Annotated in this window: 12 protein-coding genes; 8 read left to right on the forward strand and 4 right to left on the reverse strand. The window is 49.2% G+C overall.

Annotated elements, in window-relative coordinates; translation table 11 throughout:
• Window positions 1–60 precede the first annotated feature (60 nt).
• The 3 genes from AC0QH1_RS26020 to AC0QH1_RS26030 form a co-directional block, all read right to left on the reverse strand.
• On the reverse strand, window positions 61–1,407 hold the full coding sequence (locus AC0QH1_RS26020; protein WP_324634360.1) for an erythromycin esterase family protein: 1,347 nt from the start codon (window positions 1,405–1,407) through the stop codon (window positions 61–63).
• Between the two features lie 193 nt (window positions 1,408–1,600).
• Window positions 1,601–2,263 carry a phosphoribosyltransferase gene (locus tag AC0QH1_RS26025; protein WP_324634361.1) on the reverse strand — a complete coding sequence of 221 codons (663 nt, stop codon included), beginning with the start codon at window positions 2,261–2,263 and terminating at the stop codon, window positions 1,601–1,603.
• Window positions 2,264–2,905: 642 nt separating this feature from the next.
• Window positions 2,906–3,646 (reverse strand): type 1 glutamine amidotransferase, encoded by a 741-nt coding sequence (locus AC0QH1_RS26030; protein WP_324634362.1) that lies wholly within the window; start codon window positions 3,644–3,646, stop codon window positions 2,906–2,908.
• A gap of 64 nt (window positions 3,647–3,710) precedes the next feature.
• On the opposite strand from AC0QH1_RS26030, the gene AC0QH1_RS26035 reads away from it, so the two are divergent.
• The 3 genes from AC0QH1_RS26035 (at window position 3,711) to AC0QH1_RS26045 (ending at window position 7,442) form a co-directional block, all read left to right on the forward strand.
• Window positions 3,711–5,333 carry a hypothetical protein gene (locus AC0QH1_RS26035; protein WP_324634363.1) on the forward strand — a complete coding sequence of 541 codons (1,623 nt, stop codon included), beginning with the start codon at window positions 3,711–3,713 and terminating at the stop codon, window positions 5,331–5,333.
• A gap of 144 nt (window positions 5,334–5,477) precedes the next feature.
• Entirely contained in the window at window positions 5,478–6,251 is a 774-nt protein-coding gene (locus AC0QH1_RS26040) for a hypothetical protein (protein WP_324634364.1), read from the forward strand.
• A 249-nt stretch (window positions 6,252–6,500) separates the two neighbouring features.
• Window positions 6,501–7,442, forward strand: coding sequence for a lysylphosphatidylglycerol synthase transmembrane domain-containing protein (locus AC0QH1_RS26045; protein WP_324634365.1), 942 nt, complete (start codon window positions 6,501–6,503; stop codon window positions 7,440–7,442).
• 39 nt (window positions 7,443–7,481) lie between these two features.
• Here the strand turns inward: AC0QH1_RS26045 and AC0QH1_RS26050 are convergent, their stop codons facing one another.
• The gene (locus tag AC0QH1_RS26050) at window positions 7,482–10,130 is read right to left on the reverse strand and encodes a PAS domain S-box protein (protein WP_324634367.1); all 2,649 of its coding nucleotides are present in this window, start codon (window positions 10,128–10,130) and stop codon (window positions 7,482–7,484) included.
• A 299-nt stretch (window positions 10,131–10,429) separates the two neighbouring features.
• Between AC0QH1_RS26050 and AC0QH1_RS26055 the strand changes: the two genes are divergently transcribed.
• From AC0QH1_RS26055 to AC0QH1_RS26075, 5 genes are all read left to right on the forward strand, one after another.
• Window positions 10,430–12,166, forward strand: coding sequence for a hypothetical protein (locus AC0QH1_RS26055; RefSeq protein WP_324634368.1), 1,737 nt, complete (start codon window positions 10,430–10,432; stop codon window positions 12,164–12,166).
• A 212-nt stretch (window positions 12,167–12,378) separates the two neighbouring features.
• Entirely contained in the window at window positions 12,379–14,160 is a 1,782-nt protein-coding gene (locus tag AC0QH1_RS26060) for a hypothetical protein (protein WP_324634370.1), read from the forward strand.
• Between the two features lie 80 nt (window positions 14,161–14,240).
• On the forward strand, window positions 14,241–15,992 hold the full coding sequence (locus tag AC0QH1_RS26065) for a hypothetical protein (RefSeq protein ID WP_324634371.1): 1,752 nt from the start codon (window positions 14,241–14,243) through the stop codon (window positions 15,990–15,992).
• 120 nt (window positions 15,993–16,112) lie between these two features.
• A complete protein-coding gene (locus AC0QH1_RS26070) occupies window positions 16,113–16,910 on the forward strand; it encodes a hypothetical protein (RefSeq protein WP_324634372.1) in 798 nt (265 codons plus the stop codon).
• Window positions 16,894–18,528 (forward strand): ArnT family glycosyltransferase, encoded by a 1,635-nt coding sequence (locus AC0QH1_RS26075; RefSeq protein WP_324634373.1) that lies wholly within the window; start codon window positions 16,894–16,896, stop codon window positions 18,526–18,528. The genes AC0QH1_RS26070 and AC0QH1_RS26075 overlap by 17 nt, the downstream gene beginning before the upstream one ends.
• Window positions 18,529–18,550: the final 22 nt, after the last annotated feature.

Raw genomic sequence — 18,550 nt, forward strand, 5'->3', positions numbered from 1 at the left:
CCGCCGATTGGAGGTTCCCAGGCTGAGCCTGGGAACCAGCATAGTTGTTTTGTGTGAAGACTAGACGCCATAGGGAAAAGTTTCGGGGACTTCGCCGCGCTCCCAGATAGGGGTGCGCTCCAGGGGTTCGAGGGCGCGGGTCTCGTCAAAGTGGATAACCGCATCGAACTGATTCGGTAACTTTGTGTTAAAATAGTGGCTTGCCCGTTCGGTTTGAGGAAGATAAATCACCCCGATCGCCCGTTCGAGTCGCGGCGCGCGCAGTTCGCTTACGGCGTCGGAATCTTGGCGCAGGTCGAGCAAGAAACGAGACAGTCCGCTATCGCGAAACAGCCCTTCATAACTGTTTGGCAGGGCGGGACGGACGCGCTTGCGTTCGGCGGTTTCGCCCCAACTGGAAGCGGCGGTAACGGTGCCGGTATTGGTGGTCAATCCCACCAGTACCGCATCGTCATTATAGCGCTGGCGCATCAGTTGACCCACATTCAGTTCTCCTGCAGCACCCATGTCTGTGGCCCGGGCATCGCCAAGGTGAGAGTTGTGCTCCCAGACGACGATTTTGGCCAGAGAACCTTGGCGATCGCTCAAGTGCTGAGCCAGATTCTCCAGGGTTTCCGTCATGTGGCGATCGCGCAAGTTCCACGAAGAAATCCGCCCCCGGAACATAGAGCGATAGTATTCCTCCGCATTTCGCACTAACCGCGCATTCTGTTCGGCAAAAAAGAACTCGTCCTCGGGCACTCGTCCGTCGCGTCCGGCGTAGTCTGCGGCACGACGCTGCATGTCTACAAGCTGATTGATAACTTCATTTTCGCATGGTTCGCTCAACCCGAAGCTGGTGGCATAGCCATATTCTTGCACGTTTTCGCCGAAATGTTCAAAACAGCCATAGCGCTGACGGGCACGGGCAGCCGCTTCCGGATCGATGAGGTCGAGATACTTCAGTACGGCTTCGATGGAGCTGTATAAACTGTAGAGATCTAACCCATAGAACCCGACTTTTACCGCGTTGCTGGGCAGGCGATCGTTAAATTGGCGCAACCAGCCGATAAAATCTAGCACGTCGGTATTGCGCCACATCCAGGTGGGGAATCGCTCGAAGTTCCCCAACGAGTCGATCGCCTCGCGATCGTCGCTGACATTGCGGACATAGCGGTTGATGCGATAGGCATCGGGCCAATCTGCCTCTACCGCGATCGCCCTAAAGCCTTTTTCCCGAATCAGTCGCTTGGTAATTTCGGCTCGTTGCTGATAAAATTCATGGGTGCCGTGAGTCGCTTCGCCGATGAGGACGAAGCGCGCGTCACCCACCATATCCATTAACGGATCGTAGTCCCTCGTCTCACCAGTCAGTCGGTGGGCGTCTTGGCGAATCGCATCGGTAATCTTTAATCGGGTAATGACCATTGTTGTTTTCCTCCTTGTTTCCTCTTTTGGCTTCGGCAAGGAATCAAGAATTAAGAATTAAACTATCGGAAAAAATCCCTATAAACCGCTCTTTTTATCAAGGCAAAAGGGGAAAAACAAACGAGTCACAGGGGTGAGAACTACTTAATAAAATTCTCAATTCTCAATACCAAATTTTTAATTTTTTTGAAAGTTACCGACGGGAAGTAGCCGGTTGCTGATGCGAAGCGCGATCGAGCAGTTTTCGCACTTCTGCGTCGGTGGTTTGGGAGAAGTTGTCATACCAAACCCCCACGGCGAGGAACGGATCGGGCGTTTCGGCGCAGATAATTTCGTCTACTTCCATTCGGAATCGATCGCAGGTTTCTGGCGCACCAACCGGAACCGCCGCGATTAGTTTGGCAGGGTGTTGCTGTCGCGCGGCGATCGCTGCCACATGCATGGAAGCGCCGGTGGCTAATCCGTCATCCACGAGAATCACCGTGCGATCGCGCAGGTCTAAGGGGGGAAGATTGCCGCGATAGGCTTGTTCCCGGCGTTTTAACTCTTTGTCTTCCTCGGCGGCGACGCGATCGATGGCTTTCTGCTTGACGCGCAAGGAGTTGACCACATCTTCATTCAGAACCCGGACGCCACCACTGGCGATCGCCCCCATCGCCAATTCCCGATGATGGGGTACGCCTAATTTTCGCACCAGAAACACATCGAGTGGCGCATCGATTTCTCTAGCCACTTCATACGCCACCGGTACCCCACCGCGCGGCAATCCGAGCACCAGTACGTCGGAACGATTGGCGTATTGGCGAAGTTTTCGGGCCAGCACTTGACCGGCGTGCATTCGATCTCGAAATAGCATATTTGTCATCCTCCAGACTGCATAATTGCTGAAAATTATTAACCCTTGCTCTTGCGCTTAGAGTTTCAGGCAGATATATTATTCCTTGATTGGCATCAGGAAAGCGCTTCTTTAACCTTTTTGACATCAATGGCATCTGCGAACCAATAGCAGTTACCCTCGTTCGCTTCTGTTCCACAAACGAGCGCCATCGGTGTAGTCATTTTTGTAATTTTTTGGGTTTAGCTGATTTTTTAGACTCTATTTCTAGAGTAGCTGAAAATTCCCTGGAAATTCATCGCTCTTCAGACAGATTCCCACGGCAAACACTCTCCGAAATATTTCCCTCTCGCGATCCAACAAACTGTTTTCGCTTCGAGCTATAATTGAAAGGTTAAGCTTTAAAAAAACAGCGAATCCACAGGATAGGAGGTGAATCCGTTTATCTATATCCCCAGTCTGCGACTCAGAACACATCCTGGCGGCAGAAGGGAAACCGCCAGGATGAACGATGGGGGGTGTCGGCTAACCTAACCACAGCGCGATCGCCCCGGATATGGCCGACTCTCCCGGATTTTTTCCTAGATTATAACTCAGAAAGACCGCCCGTGGCAACATTTTTCTGCTTCAGCATAAAGTGGAGGAATCGGTTTAAACTCGAGTTTATGAAGCCATTCCTGTGGTATAGTCAAAAAACTGGTGCAGGAAGGTGCTGCTGAGGGCTTGGAAATTGGGAAAATACAAGCGATTTGCTTGGCGGATCAGGGTAGGTGGCAGTTTTTCCCCGGGCGGTTTATTCTCGTTGTGATTTTGCACCCATTTCTCGACAATTTCTTCCGTGGCTTCCAGATGAAATTGCAACCCCCAAACGCGATCGCCATAGCGAAAAGCTTGATTTGGGTACTGTTGGGAAGCCGCCAGACGAACGCAATCTGGCGGCATTTCAAAGCAATCTCCATGCCACTCCAACGCCTTAAACTTGCGGGGAAAGTGTTTGAACAACGGATCGTTTTCACCGGCTGCAGTTACAGAAAGATCGTACCACCCCAATTCCGGACCGCGATCGCCTTTCGACACCGTAGCCCCCAATACCTTGGCAACCAGCTGCGCCCCCAAACAAATCCCCAGAATCGGAACTTCGCGATGTAAAGCATCTTCGATTAACTTGCACTCGTAACGTAACCAAGGATATTCTTTTTGTTGATAAACGCTCATAAATCCACCGAGCACGATCAGGTGGGTGTAAAACTCGTTTACCGGCATCGGGAACGTCGCCTCGGTTGCCATATCTAAGTATTCATAGGGAATGTTTCTGTCGCGCAGAACCGTTTCAAAATGGCCGAGGTTTTCGCACTCAGCGTGCTTAATTGCCAAAACTCGGTGGGGAACGTTTTGCTGTTGCATCTTGACCTCTGGAACGAGTAGTGGGAATTTTTATCCTATCTCAATCAATCGATAATTTTAGGCGATGAGTAGAAATCTGTTTGCCTCTGTGGCGATCGCGCAAATTCCGAAAATCTTGACCTTATGCGATCGCAACCCCCATAGCCCAACTTACGGTTGCTTTGACCGTAACTTCTGGCATTACAAAATCGTAGACTTCCCCAGTGGCATGGCGCAGGAGTTTGTATGGCCGCTTGCCTTGGCCCATGAAACTGACCTGCCGGATAATCCATTCTATCATCAAAGCGCCATTCGCGATTGGGTAGAAGCCGGTATCCTCTATGCCGCCCGCAGCGCCCATCCCGACGCTTCTTGCGATGATTATTTCCCCTTCGAACGCGCCGCAGGTGCCGCCGCATTTTCCCTGCTGGCCTGCATCGAAAGTTACACCCTCCTCAACCTGAATAACTTTGAAGCGCTAAAATTTTTCGAACACCGCGCCCACTGGTTGGCGCATCACCACGAAAGCGGACAATTAACCAACCACCAAGCCCTAATCGTTCTGTGTTTGGAACGCCTCTCGAAACTGTTAGAAACCTCCACCTGGGACTGGGCTAAAGCTCAGCGTCTCGATCGCGTTTTATCTTGGCAAAATTCCGAAGGATGGTTTCAGGAATACGAAGGCTGCGATCCGGGCTATCATACCCTCACCATTTCTTGTTTGGCCAGCATTTATCGCCTCTCCCCCGATGAACGAATTAAACAAGCATTAGAAAAAGCAGTGGAATTGGCGGCGGAATTTATTCACCCCGATGGCTCTTTTGGCGGCGAATATGCCAGTCGCAATACCTATAATTTTTTCCCGCATGGCTTTGAATTAGTCGGCCAGTGGATGCCGCAAGCCCTTCGCATCAACGATTTATTTTTACAAGGGATTGAAAATGGTTTGGTGCCCTGCTACGCCGACGACCATATTATCGGACATCATACCTGGAATTACTTGCTGGCATGGCGCGATTTCGTTCGCGATCGCCCCGCAAAAGCACCGCGCCCCCCCGGGCGCGTTTTCCTCCCCAACGCCCAATTGCTCATCGATCGCCGTTCCGAAACCAGCAACGGTTACTCCCCAGAAGCCACCACCGAACTCTATCTCGCCCTCAACAAAGGCGGCGTTTTCAAACTGTTTCGCAACGGAAAACTCGTCGTCTCGGATACCCACTTTTCCCTGCAAGTCCTCGTCGGAAATCAACTCAAAAATGCCGTGGGTCATTTAATCGATCGCTATGACTACCAACTCGATGACGATGAAATTATCATCCAAGGACAACTCGGATGGGCAAAACAAAAACAAATGACTCCCCTCAATTTACTCATCCTGCGAGTCGTCATGCTCACCGGTGGCCGTTTTTTCCCCAACCTCATCCGCAAACTCCTGCAAAAAATGCTAATTACCGGCAAGCAAGGTGCTCCGTTTTATTTTATCCGCCGCCTGCGTTGGGAAAACGGACATTGGCAGGTTAATGATGAATTAGTGGCGCAATCTTGGAAAAAAGTCGGTTCCTTGGGCATCGGTGGCGACCAAACCTCGATTTATGTGGTAATGAGTCGCACGTTTCAACGCGGTCAATTGCAGCCTTGGCTCGACCTCACCGATGAAATTAATAGCCTCTCAGACGGTCAACCGTTAAAAGTAGAACGTCAGTTTTAATTCCAATCTTTCCAACCCTTCGGCGATCGCTCCCCCATCCCGTAACTATGCCACTGCAAAAACTGTCACAATATTTCCCGGTCATTCCTAGGGGCGATCGCCATAATCGAAGCAACAGTTTAGCAAATATTTGGCAATACTTCAATGTCTATCAACTTTTTTGGTGGATTTACCATCATTTGGGTGCTGGTTCTCCTCCTGGCATTTGGCATTTTACAATGGTTGAACATTCCCACGGGAAGTTTTTTGGATTGGGTAATCGGCGGGGCGAGTTTTTGGTGGTTGTTGGTCATTGTTACCGTGCCGTGGAATATTTATTTTCAATCGAAAGAAGTGGTACTCGAGGCAGAACAATCCCGAGAAAAAAATATTCCAGTCGATGACAAACAACTGAATTACGTGCAAGGCGTGGCGAAGCGATCGCTCGGCATTGCCCTAGGGCTGCATTTGCTTTCTGCCATCGTTTTGTATGCCTTAGCCATCACCGGCATTAGTGCGGTAGGATATATCGGTTCTGGGGCGGCATTATTGTTAACTGCCTTGCGTCCCGTGGTGCGCGCTTATGAATATATTGCCGCCCGGTTGATGATGATTCGCAAAGCATTTACCTACCCGCGCGAAGATGTGGTAGAACTGCGCGATCGCGTAGCCAATTTAGAAGCACAACTCGAGGCAATCCAAGAAAACCTAGACCAAAACAATCCCGATTCTATGGTGGCAATGGTACAGCGACAACTCTCTGCCAATCGCAATGATTTAACCCGTCTTGCTGCCTCGGTGGAAGAGTTGCGATCGCACAATCAAGCCGAACACGATAAACTGGCAAAAGACGCCCGCAATGCGATCGCTCAACTCAGCGAAGACTCGCAAGTTTTAGAACAGGTTCGCGAAATTATACGTTTTTTCAAAAGTGCCTAACTTTTGCCCCGCCGGATACTCGCCATCGCTATTTTTTCCACGGTAATTTTTCAGGTACCCAGACACCTCCTGCGCCTATCGATGGCACTGCTGACGCGATTTGCGCTATCGAGACGACAACATTGGGGGAATAGGGATGGGTTTGGAGATATAGTAGACATGACCCGCGATCGCTAGGGGCAAGGTATTGCCGTGCCCTTGGGGGATTGATGAGTGCATGACCGGATCTGACGCCTACATTCCTAACCCATGAAACGACTGATTTCTTTAGCTGTTAGCTTGCTGATTCTCGCGGCCATTTATTGGAAAATTGACTTTTCCGGACTGATAAAAGTCTTCGAGAATTGCGATCGCCTCTGGATGAGCGTTAGCCTCGCAATGGTCTTCCCATTAATCGCTATCACCAGTTGGCGATTGCAACAACTCGCGCCGCCCACCACGCGCCTGGATTTTCCGGAGGCCAATCGATTGATTCTCGCCTCTAGCGTGTTAAATATGGTGCTTCCGTCGAAAATGGGCGATATTGCTAAAGCATATTTCATGCGCGATCGCGGGCATTTGAGCGGTTCTTTAGCCCTGTCTCTGGTGGTGTTTGAAAAAGCCTGCGATTTGCTTTCTCTCCTGTTGTGGTGTGCCTTTGGCTTGCTATTATACCCCGAAAAAGATGTATTATTTTGGCTGATGACGGCGGGCGTGGCTGGGGGATTAATCGCTGGCGTGCTGCTGCTGAGTTCGCGTCGGTTTGCCAAGGTATTTTTTGCCGCCGGCGCGCGGGTCGCCCCGAAAAAAGTACAACTCAAGCTTGACAAATTGCGCTTTTCCTGGGGGGAAATGCACCAATATTTCTGGAGCGATCGCCGTCAGCTTGCCAAAATTACCCTCACCTCAATTTTTCTCTGGTTTTGTCATTTATTGCAAATTTGGTTCTTTATCCTTGCCCTGAATGCTTGGACTCCGTTTCTGGCGAATTTAGCCCTTTCCCCCTTGGCCATTTTAGCCGGATTGCTGCCTTTAACCTTTGCTGGGGTTGGCACCCGAGATGCGGCCTTGATTGTATTTTATCAACCCTATTTTAACGAAGCAACCGGTGCCGCATTGGGATTGCTCTGTACTTCGCGATATTTAATTCCCGCGATCGCCGGCTTGCCTTTTCTCCAAAAATACCTCGCCACGATTCGCAGTTGGAAATAAAGCGTCCCCACAGCAAACTCCCTCCCGCTTGGCCCTTTTTCATCCCTTTTCATTCAATTGGCGAATGGGAATTTCGATGCAAAATTCCACACCTTTACCCGGTTCGGATTTGCACCACAAATGCCCGCCATGTTTATCAACAATAATTTTATAGCTAATGGCCAATCCCAAACCGGTGCCTTTCCCCACCGGTTTGGTGGTAAAGAATGGCTCGAATAGTTTATCGCCAATTTCCGGCACAATTCCCGGGCCATTATCCGCAATAGAAATCACCGCATAAAACTCGTGCGGATCTTCGTCCCGGAAACTGACTTCTCCCGGGGCTTCCCTTTTTTCCCACCGGGAACAGGTGACAGTGGTACGAATCTTGATTATCGAGGGATTGGCGTTGATTTCATCGCGAGAACGATGGCGGTTGTACTCATCTAGCGCATCGATCGCATTGGCCAGAATATTCATAAATACCTGATTGAGCTGTCCGGAATAGCAACTTACCATCGGCAACTCGCCGAATTCTTTAACCACTTGAATTCCGGGACTATCGGGTCTTGCTTTCAGGCGATTTTGCAAAATCATCAGGGTGGATTCGATGCCTTTATGAATATCCGTGGGCTTCATTTCGGCTTCGTCCATGCGGGAAAAATTCCGTAAGTTAAAGACGATTTCGCGGATGCGATCGCTCCCCATTTTCATCGATTCTAAGAGGTTCGGCAAGTCCTCCATCATAAACTCGAAATCCATCGCTTCCATTGCCTCGCGAATCGATGGGGCGGGTGAAGGGTATTCTTCTAAATAAAGTTCGAGCAGACCGAGTAAATCTTGAATGTATTCGCGGATATGAGAAAGATTGCCATAAATAAAATTCACCGGGTTATTAATTTCGTGCGCGATGCCGGCCACCATCTGCCCCAAACTGGAGAGTTTTTCGCTATGCAGCAGTTGCGCTTGGGTTTGCTTGAGTTCGAGCAAGATTTGTGCCAGTCGCTCGGCTTTTTCTCGTTCTCGCGCTTCGGAATTTCGCAGGGCTACCTCGGCGGCTTTATTCTCGGTAATATCGCGGGCTACACCATAGAGTAACCCTTCGGAAACAAGCGGGACGGAATTCCAGGCTAACCAGCGATAGGAACCATCTTTACAGCGATAGCGATTCTCGAATTTAATCGCTGGAGAACCTTGTTCAATTTGCTGGCGAAATTCGGCTTCGGTGGCGGCGCGATCGTCGGGATGAATTAACTCGATAAACGGAATGGAGAGGACTTCTTCTCGACTGTAGCCGAGGATTTTTTCCACGGCGGGATTTACCTGTTTGAAGTAGCCGTCAGTGTCGGCTACGATCAGCATATCTAAGGAGAGATTAAAGATGCGATCGAATTCGGCTTGGGTGCGAACTCGCTCGATGATTTCGCCCTTCAATCGTTCGTTGGTTTCTTCTAGTTTTGCAGTGCGTTCTTTAACCAATTCTTCGAGCTTGTCTCGCCCTTGCCGTAAGGCGGATTCGGCTTTTTTGCGTTCGGTAATCTCGTGGGTGACAACCATCCCGGCAAAAATCTCTGCGCGATCGTTTTTCACCGGCAATACTTGCACTTCATACACCCGGTCTTCATAAGGCATTTCAAATTGATGGGTTTCTCCCGCCAGTGCGGCGCGATAAACCGGTTCGAGGGCTTCACAAGTGGCGCGATCGAAGATTTCCCAAATGGTTTTTCCGATGATGCGATTCGCCTCGATACCCACATCGGCTAATCCTTTGCCATCGGCGATCGTGTAGCGCAGGTTACGATCGAACAAAATCACCGCTCCTTGAGGAAAATTCTGGGCTAAGGTGCGGTAGAGTTGTTCGCTGTGGCGCAGTTTGTTTTGGCTGGATTTGGCTTGCGTAATATCGCGGAAAACCCAAATCCGCCCATAGGTATTTCCATCCAGGGAAATCAGTGGAGCCGTGTAGCGATCGCAAATTCGCCCATCTTTCAGTTCGATTTCATCGTGGCTGATTTCCCACGGATGCCCATCAAAATATTCTACCTTTGTCAGAAATTCTTGCGGATTTTTTAGCCCCGCCAACATCCACTCGCGCAACACCCGATCGCCTTGGGTTTGTAGTACCGATTCGGGAATTTGCCACAGTTGGACAAAGTGGGAATTATAGGAAATTACTCCTGCGCGATCGTCCACCACCAATATGCCGTTGGTCCGGGAATCGCTGTGGGTTTCCAGCAGTGGCGTGCGGTTTGTCCAGCTTTCGGCTGCCTCGGATTTCGGGTCGATTTGTGCCCACAGCATCACCCCGGCAATATCACCTTGGTTGTTGCGCCAGGGACGCATTTCCCACTTCACCCACTGGCCGTTTTTTTCCCGGGTGCGCTGTTTCCCGACCTCGATTTCTCCGGTTAAACACCGCTGGAAAATCTCTTGCAATTGACCCCCCGTTTCGGGGAAAATCTCAGGGTGCGATCGCCCTTGCAGGGGTCGATCGCCCAATTTTAGGTCGATCGCCCAGCGATCGCTCACCAGAAGGTAGCGCATCTGGCGATCGAGCATGGCAATGGCGGTGGGCGTCTGAGCCACAAATTGGCGCAGTAATTCAACGGAATCGGACATGACTGGTGCTTGCGATCGCTCTGAAAAGCTTGCAGAGTGGGGAATCTCGTAGGTTACGGGTTTGTTAGCCTGCACGGACGGGTTTAGCACCCTGGTGAATGTTTTGGTCAGTTTAAGCCCGAGCATAGTTTTATTCTATCAGTAGATGAATGGTTCAAACAATTTGGTTATAATCCAGTGCTACCCCTTTCGAGAATGGCAGAATTATCCAATTGTTCTCTCGGCGGATGTCATGGAAAATACCGACAGCACCCCTGCACCCTTCCTCTCTTCCCGGAAAAGACCCACGAGGTGCTTCGCCTTTCCCTTTTCCTGAAATACCCGCTTTCCCCGCGCTAACATCACAACGCAAACCCATTTAATCCCGACCTCCTAGATTCCTCCGAACTATGAGCGATCGCCCATCCCAAATGAAAAAATTACAGACATTTCTCACTGCGCCTCCCCGGAAAAATTCCCGCCGGGAGATTATTTTTTGGTTGAGTTTAAGCCTGACGTTTACCCTCATTTATAGCTACATGGCGCTGTCAGAAGCATTTAACGGCAACTATGTGGTGCAAGATGACGCAAGGCAGCATGTGTTTTGGATGCAGCGCTTTGTAAATTCCCAGTTATTTCCCAACGATTTAATTGCCGATTATTTTCAATCGGTCGCCCCTTTAGGATATACGACACTTTACCAATTTTTCGCCACCTTGGGCATCGAGCCATTAATGCTGAGTAAATTACTGCCCCCGGTGCTAGCACTCATCAGCGCTTTGTACTGTTTTGGCTGTACGATGCAACTGTTCCCCGTCCCGATCGCCGGCTTTATCAGTACCCTTTTGCTCCAGCAAAGTTTGTGGATGAAATTTGACGTGGTGTCCGCCACTCCCCGCGCCTTTGTCTATCCCTTCTTCTTAGGTTTTTTGTATTATCTCCTGCGAAAAAATTTACTCGGCGTCTGTCTGTCTCTCGTTCTTTTGGCTCTCTCTTATCCTCCCTATGTTTTGATTGCTTGTGGGATGCTAGTCGCGCGATTGGTGAAGTGGAAAAATCCCGGAATAAAGCTCTGCCAAAATCGTCGCGACTATTGGTTTTCTGCCCTGGCAATTCTAGTTGCTTTTGTGATGATGTTGCCCTATGCCTTGCACTCCACTGAATTTGGTCCGACGATAACCAGAAGCGAAGCGATCGCCTACCCAATTTTTCATCCGGAAGGACGGCAATCTTTTTTTAGCGACAATCCGCTTTACTTTTGGTTGATTGGCGAGCGATCGGGCATTCTTCCTCCCCTGTTGCCCCCGTTGATTTGGCTGGGACTTTTCTTGCCCTTTGCCTTACAAAAACCGCAGATATTTCCCTTGGCTAGAAGGGTACAAAATCAGAAAGTATTGCTCGATTTAGCGCTGACTTCTCTGGCGCTATTTTTTGCCGCTCATGCGGTGGTGTTTCGCCTCTATTTGCCCAGTCGCTACATCGAACATAGCGCCCGCATCGGAGGAGCGATCGCCACGGCAATTTTGCTCACCTTGATTTTGGATTGGGCTTTAAACATTGTCACCCCAGCAGCAAGACAATCGAATGGTAAAAAAGCGATCGCCCTCGCTTCTAGCCTGCTGCTTGCCATTGCATTAGTGCTTTATCCCCTCTACGATCGCAGCTTCCCGCGCACCAACTATCGTCCCGGCAGATTGCCGCAATTATATGAATTTTTCCAACAGCAACCGCAAGATATTCTCATCGCTTCTTTAGCCTCCGAAGCCAATAATCTGCCCACCTTTTCCCACCGTTCCGTTTTAGTCGCCAGGGAATATGCCATTCCCGTTCATTTGGGATACTATCGTCAATTTAACCAACGAGTCACGGACTTGCTGCGCGCTCAGTATAGTTCGGATCCGACTCAGGTGCAACAATTTATCCATCGCTATGGGATTGATTTTTGGTTAGTCGAGCGATCGGCATTTACCCCGGAATACATTGCCCAAGATAGCTGGTTGCAACAGTATCAACCCGAAGCCCAACGCGCGATCGCTCAGTTGAACTCGGGTACTCTCCCCATTGTTGCCACCGCGATCGACCGTTGTACCACTTTCCAACTCGGCGATTTTGTGGTTTTAGACGCCGATTGTATTGTGACAAAATAACAAAACATGCACATTATTTTCCAGAATTCCTGTGGGGAGGCGGTAGCTCAGAAGGGGCGTTCCCCCCAGCAGGGAACCAGTTAAAAAAAGTTCGCCTGCGCGGACTTAACTCGTTCCCAGGCTTAACTCGTTCCCAGGCTCCTGCCTGGGAACATCCCACCCCTCCGCCTCCCCCCCCAATCAATGCGATCGCATAATTTGCCCCCTTGCTTATGAGCCTAACAAAATTGCATCGGTTCCTCACCGCAACCCTGGAGAAAAGCCCGCAAACGGCGCGAATATTTTGGCCGATATTCACCTTAACTTTTGCCACAATTTATGGTTTAATGGTCTTAAACGTGGCCTTCAGCGCCGAATATGTGGTGCAAGACGATGCGCGGCAACATGTGTTTTGGATGCAGCGGTTTATCGACCCAGAATTGTTTCCCGGCGATTGGATTGCCGATTACTTTCAAACCGTCGCCCCCGCCGGCTATACCGCACTGTATTGGATAGTGGCAAAACTGGGAATTTCCCCCATGTTATTGCACAAACTCCTACCGCCAATTCTGGGTTTAATCACCACCGGTTATTGTTTTGCCGTCACCTTGCAAATCTTGCCCGTCCCGTTAGCGGGGTTTCTCAGCGCTTTATTGCTCAATCATTATATTTGGATGCGCGATGACGTGGTGTCGGCAACAGCAACCGCATTTGTCTATCCCATTTTTATGGCATTTCTGTATTATTTATTGCAGCGCCAACTCATCGCCACTTGCATCACCATCGCCCTGATGGGATTATTTTATCCGCAATGCGTTTTAATCGCTGCCGGCATTTTAATATTGCAGCGAATCCAGCTTTCTCAATGGCGTCCTTCTCTTTCTCGCCACCCACAGGATTATGTGTTTTCCGGGATTGCCCTTGCCGTAGCAATGGCAGTCATGGCATTTTATGCCGTAAAATCCAATGACTACGGGCCGGTAATTAGTGCCACAGAAGCAAAAACCTTGCCGGAATTTTTATCTGATGGCAAAAGCGAATTTTTTACCGAAGATGTGGGGGATTTTTGGGTTAGCGGTCAGCGCAGTGGCATTATGCCGCGATTTGGCACAATTTTACCCATCGTTACCGGGGGATTATTGCCGATTTTGTTGTGGTTAGATATCATAGCCAATCGTAAAAAAAGCCAAGGGGAAAAAAGCGGTTCCGAGTTCAATGAAGTTCCCGGAGTATTTCCGTTACTCAAGCGCTTGCAAAATGGCCGATTGTTTCTGGAAATCATTGTGGCATCTTTGGCGATGTTTTTGATATCGCATGCCTTGTTATTTCGCCTGCATTTGCCCAGTCGCTACACGGAACATAGCTTGAGAATGGTGACAGCGATCGCCGCTGGAATTGCGATCGCCGTGATTGTGGATGCCCTGTTATCCTGGGGCGAAAACAAGGGAAAACCCATCATTGCCGGCATGTTGGCGGTGTTAATTGTCGCCGGCATTATCCTGGAACCCACCTGGTTAAAACGCTTTCCTAGAACCGATTACATCGTGGGGGAAGTGCCGACCCTTTATGAATTTTTCGCCACCCAACCGAAAGACATCTTGATTGCCTCAGTTTCCGAAGAAGCCAACAATCTACCATCCTTCGCGCGGCGCTCGATATTGGTGGGCGGCGAAGGATATCCGGTTCCCTATCATAAAGGATATTATGGCGAAATTCGACAGCGCACGATAGACTTAATTGATGCTCATTACAGCCCAAATTTGTCAGCCGTGCGGGAGTTTATTTCCACCTATGAAATCGACTTTTGGTTAGTCGAAGCGGGTGCGTTTACGCCCAACTACGTGAGTCGCGATCGCTGGATGATGCAATATCAACCTCATGCCAAGCAGGCGATCGCGCAAATGCAGCAAGGAATGACCCCCGCACTGGCAACCCTGCGCGATCGCTGTACCGTCTTTCAAACCGAGGGATTTTTTGTGTTAGATTCTGCTTGTATTTTAAATCCGCCCAGCTAATTCCCCCGAGGAACCCCCCTGACTCACTCACCCTTTTCAATCCCTGCAATGCAGCGCCGTTTAATCGACTTCAACCACTCATGCTAACCTCCTACCTGCAAACCTTTTTCACCACTCCCTTGCCCAAAGCATCGCGTTCTTCGCAGATATTTTGGTTGACCCTGAGCTTGACATTTGCCATCCTGTTTGTTGGCTTAGGACTGCAACAAGTCTTCAAACATCCCTACGTGGTACAAGACGATGCGCGACAGCATGTTTTTTGGACGCAGCGATTGCTCGATGCGGAAATGTTTCCGCAAGATTTGATGGCAGATTACTTTCAATCCGTCGCCCCCACAGGCTATACCACACTATACGATATCGTGGCAAAACTCGGCATCGACCCCTTTGCATTTAACCAAATTTTGCCGCTAATTCTGGTCATTATTACCACCCTTTATTGTTTTGGGGTGACGTTGCAAATCTTGCCCGTTCCCTTTGCCGGCTTTGTCGCCAGTTTGCTGGTCAATCAAAACTTGTGGATGCAAGATGATGTGCCTTCGGGAAGCCCGGTGGCATTTGTCTATCCCCTGTTTTTTGCATTTTTGTACTATTTACTGCAGCGAAAACTACTCCTCACCGCCGCCGCGATCGCCCTTCTCGGACTGTTTTATCCCCAATGCGTTTTCCTCGCCTCCGGAATTTTAGTCTTGCAACTGTTTCGCTGGGAAAATCGGCGCTTGCATTTCACCCAAGATCCGGCGGTTTATCGCTTTAGCGGGATTGGGCTAGCCGTTGCCTTTTTCGTTATGCTTCCTTACGCTTTCAAATCTTCCGAATTCGGTCCGGTGATGACAGCGGAAGAAGCGCGCACCTTATGGCCGAGTTTTTATATCGATAACACCTGGGAATATTGGCTCTGTTGGCGGCGCACCGGCTTTTTTCCCAGTGAATGGTGTAAGTTATCTTTTACCTTACCGCAAGTCATTTTAGGCGTCACTTTTCCCATCTTGATGCTCTTTCGCTCCGCTTTTCCCCTAACGGAAAAAATCCGTCCGGGCATCCAGGTTTTGGGACAATTACTGCTGGTTTCTACCGGGATGTTTTTCGCCGCTCACCTGCTGTTATTTAAGCTGCACCTGCCCAATCGCTACACCGAACACAGCCTGCGCGTTTTAATGCCAATTGTCGCCGCGATCGCCTTTACCTTGATTGTGGATGCAATAGTGCAAAAAGTCCGCCGCGATCGCCATCCCATCTGGGGCGGAACTCTCTTCCCTTTTGCCTTTGTCCTCTTCGTCCTGATGCTAATTTATCCGGTTCTCATCCGCGACTTTCCCGATGTGGATTATAAAGTCGGTAAAGTTCCCCCCGTGTATGAGTTTTTTGCCCAACAACCCAAAGACACGCTCATCGCTTCGATAACCAAAGATACGGATAATTTGCCTTACTTTTCCCGCCGTTCTATTGTGGCCAGTCCCAGCTATGTGCTAGGCTACCATAAAGCCTATTACTTCGAGCTAACCCAGCGCGCTGTGGATTTATTTACCGCTCACTACAGTCCCGATTTGAATCAATTGCAGCAATTTATTCAAAAGTATGGCGTAGATTTTTTGCTAGTAGAGCGATCGGCATTTACTCCCGTCTATATTGCGAACAGTTATTGGCTGGAAAAGTTTCGCCATACGGAAACTCAACCCCTATTTGCCGCCGCAGAACAAGCGAAAGCCACCCTCGCCACCGGTACCCTTCCGGCGATCGCAAATTTTATGGATTCCTGTTCGGCGTTAGAACATGAAGGATTTGTGATTCTTAAAGCAGACTGCATCCTCAACGCCTCGTCCGATTCCTAACCCAAATTAGGGCGCGATCGCGGCAGGACAACACCACCTTCAAATCTGACCAAAAGCAGTTATACTAGGTTGGTGCAACTGTGAAAAGTAGGAGAAGCTACGGTTTGCGGAATATTTCAATTGCCGGAAAATTCCGCGATCGCGCCAACCTCCTCCCACCCCGATCGCCACCCAGGAGCCTGTATTCTCGTGCTGAATCGCCTCTTGCCCAACCCCTTACCCAAATGGCCTTTTTTCCTGATTAATGCTATCAATATCCTGGCGATTTTCATTGCGATTGTCGCCGCTTTACTGTTGGGATACTATCCCAAACATTTTATGGACGAGGGACAACCCCTCACCTTCCTTTCCACCGCCGAACTGCTGTTCATTTCCCTGCTGTGTGGGATGATTTTTGCCCGTCGCAAGGCACAATACCGCGCGAAATCCTTCTGGCGGTCTCCCGCTTTTATCTGGGTGCTGTTGTCGGTGGGTTTTTTATTTCTAGCCTGCGACGAACTGTTTAGCATTCACGAAGGATTAGACCGCACCATTCACTATCAACTAGACATCGATCGCACGGATTTGACGGATCGGCTCGATGATTTAATCTTGGTTGCTTATCTGGCTGTTTTTTTCCTCGCCGTTTACTGGGGACGGAAAGAATTAAAATGTTATCGCCAACTTTTGCCTTTATTCCAATCTGGCATTGCCTTAACTGGGGCGATGATTTTTTTTGATGCCCTCAGTCATACCACGGATATTATTACCAGTCCAGTGCTTTATGAATGGCTCAACGCCCTGGAAGATAGTTTAAAATTGATTGCGGTTGGCTTGCTGCTCAGCTTGGCTTATTATTGTCTGCAGGTGGCCAAATTGCCAGTCAGTAATGTTCGCGATCGGGAGAATTTATCGCCCAAAAATGGTAAGGAAAGTTAATTGGATGCCCGGGAAAAAGCTCGACAGTTGCGATCGCGCTTTTGTTTTGATTCTCATCCTCTGTTTGTTTGCCTACACTTACGGGATTTGGTGGGGTTTGCCCAGTTTTGACGGATGGGCGGCGGATGAAATCGTCCCCGCCAAAGTCTTAGAAGCGATCGCCGCTCGCTTTTCCCAGGGATGGCATTATAAATATCCCCCGTTTCACTTTTATCTATTGGCGTTATTGTATTCGCCGATTTTGCTCCTCGATTCCGTGAACTTGGTAGATGTAAATCACTTGGAAACTTATACGGTTTTATTCTACATCGGCAGGGTTCTCAGCCTCATCTTTGCCCTGGGTTTGCTGTTTCTGATTTATCGCTGCGGACAAGAACTCTATTCCAAAAAAGCCGCTTTATTTGCTACGGCGATCGCTGCTTTAAACTGCACCTTTTTCTATTACGCCAAACTCACCAACTTAGAAGCCCCTTATTTATTCTGGGTGGTGCTTTCTTTCCTGTTTTATCTCAGAATCCTCAAATTTCAACGCCTGCAAGATTATTGGCTGTTTTCTATTGTAGCGGCGATCGCCGTCTGCACCAAAGACCAAGCTTATGGTTTCTATCTCCTCACTCCCCTGTTTCTCATTTGGCAACATCACCGCCTTCTCAAACAGCAAAATCAAACCATCACCCTCAAAAACACTCTCCTGCATCCCAAAATTATCGGCTCTTTAATTATCGGACTGACGGTGTTTGCCCTGCTGCACAATTTGTTGTTTAACCTAGAAGGATTTATCAAACATGTGCAAGTGATTACCTTGGGCAAAGGAAGCATCGATCCGCGCTACTCGCAAAACCTCTGGGGTCAGCTTAAAATGTTTCGCGATAGTCTCACCAATCTCAGATTTGCAATGGGATGGCCTTTATATGGCATCTGTTTAATTGGATTGGCAAACCACTTGCGACACCCGCAAAAAAAGCCCTTGCTCAACGCTTTTTTCGTGCCCATTCTCTCCTACTACCTGTTTTATATCTGCGTCGTCTGGTACAGCAACATTCGCTATTTAATCCCCATTGCCATTGTCTTGTCCTTTTTCGGCGGGCAGTTTCTCGCCAATTTTTTAACCCCCGCGAAGAAGTTTTTTAAAGCAAAACTTATCTTCATCGGTGCCATTTTAATTTACACCTTCGCGTATTCTTTTACCCTAAACGTTTTAATGGTGCAAGACTCGCGCTACACCGTAGAAGCTTGGATGAAACAGCATATTCCCCCCACTGCTTTTATCCTCGGAAGCGGGGACGACAAATATTTCCCTCGGTTAGAAGCGTTTAATTCCCAAACCCTCCGCAAACCCACCCTCGCCGATTTACCCACCCTGGATCCGGACTACATTATCCTCAGCAGTGGTTACGATATCCGCCGCTTCCGGCCCAATACCCCAGAACATGAATTTTTGTCGCAACTGCTTGCGGAAAACCTCGGCTATCAGTTAGCGTTTCAGTACAAGTCTACCCCAAATTGGTATTTGTTTAATCGCGAGGAAGTGGAATATCGCAAGTTAGAAAAAATGCGGGTGTATTCCAATTTTGATAAAATCAATCCGGAAATTAAAATATTTCAAAAAAGCCGATAACCGTCAGGTGGGCAATGCCCAC

Source organism: Phormidium sp. CCY1219 (assembly GCF_055795085.1).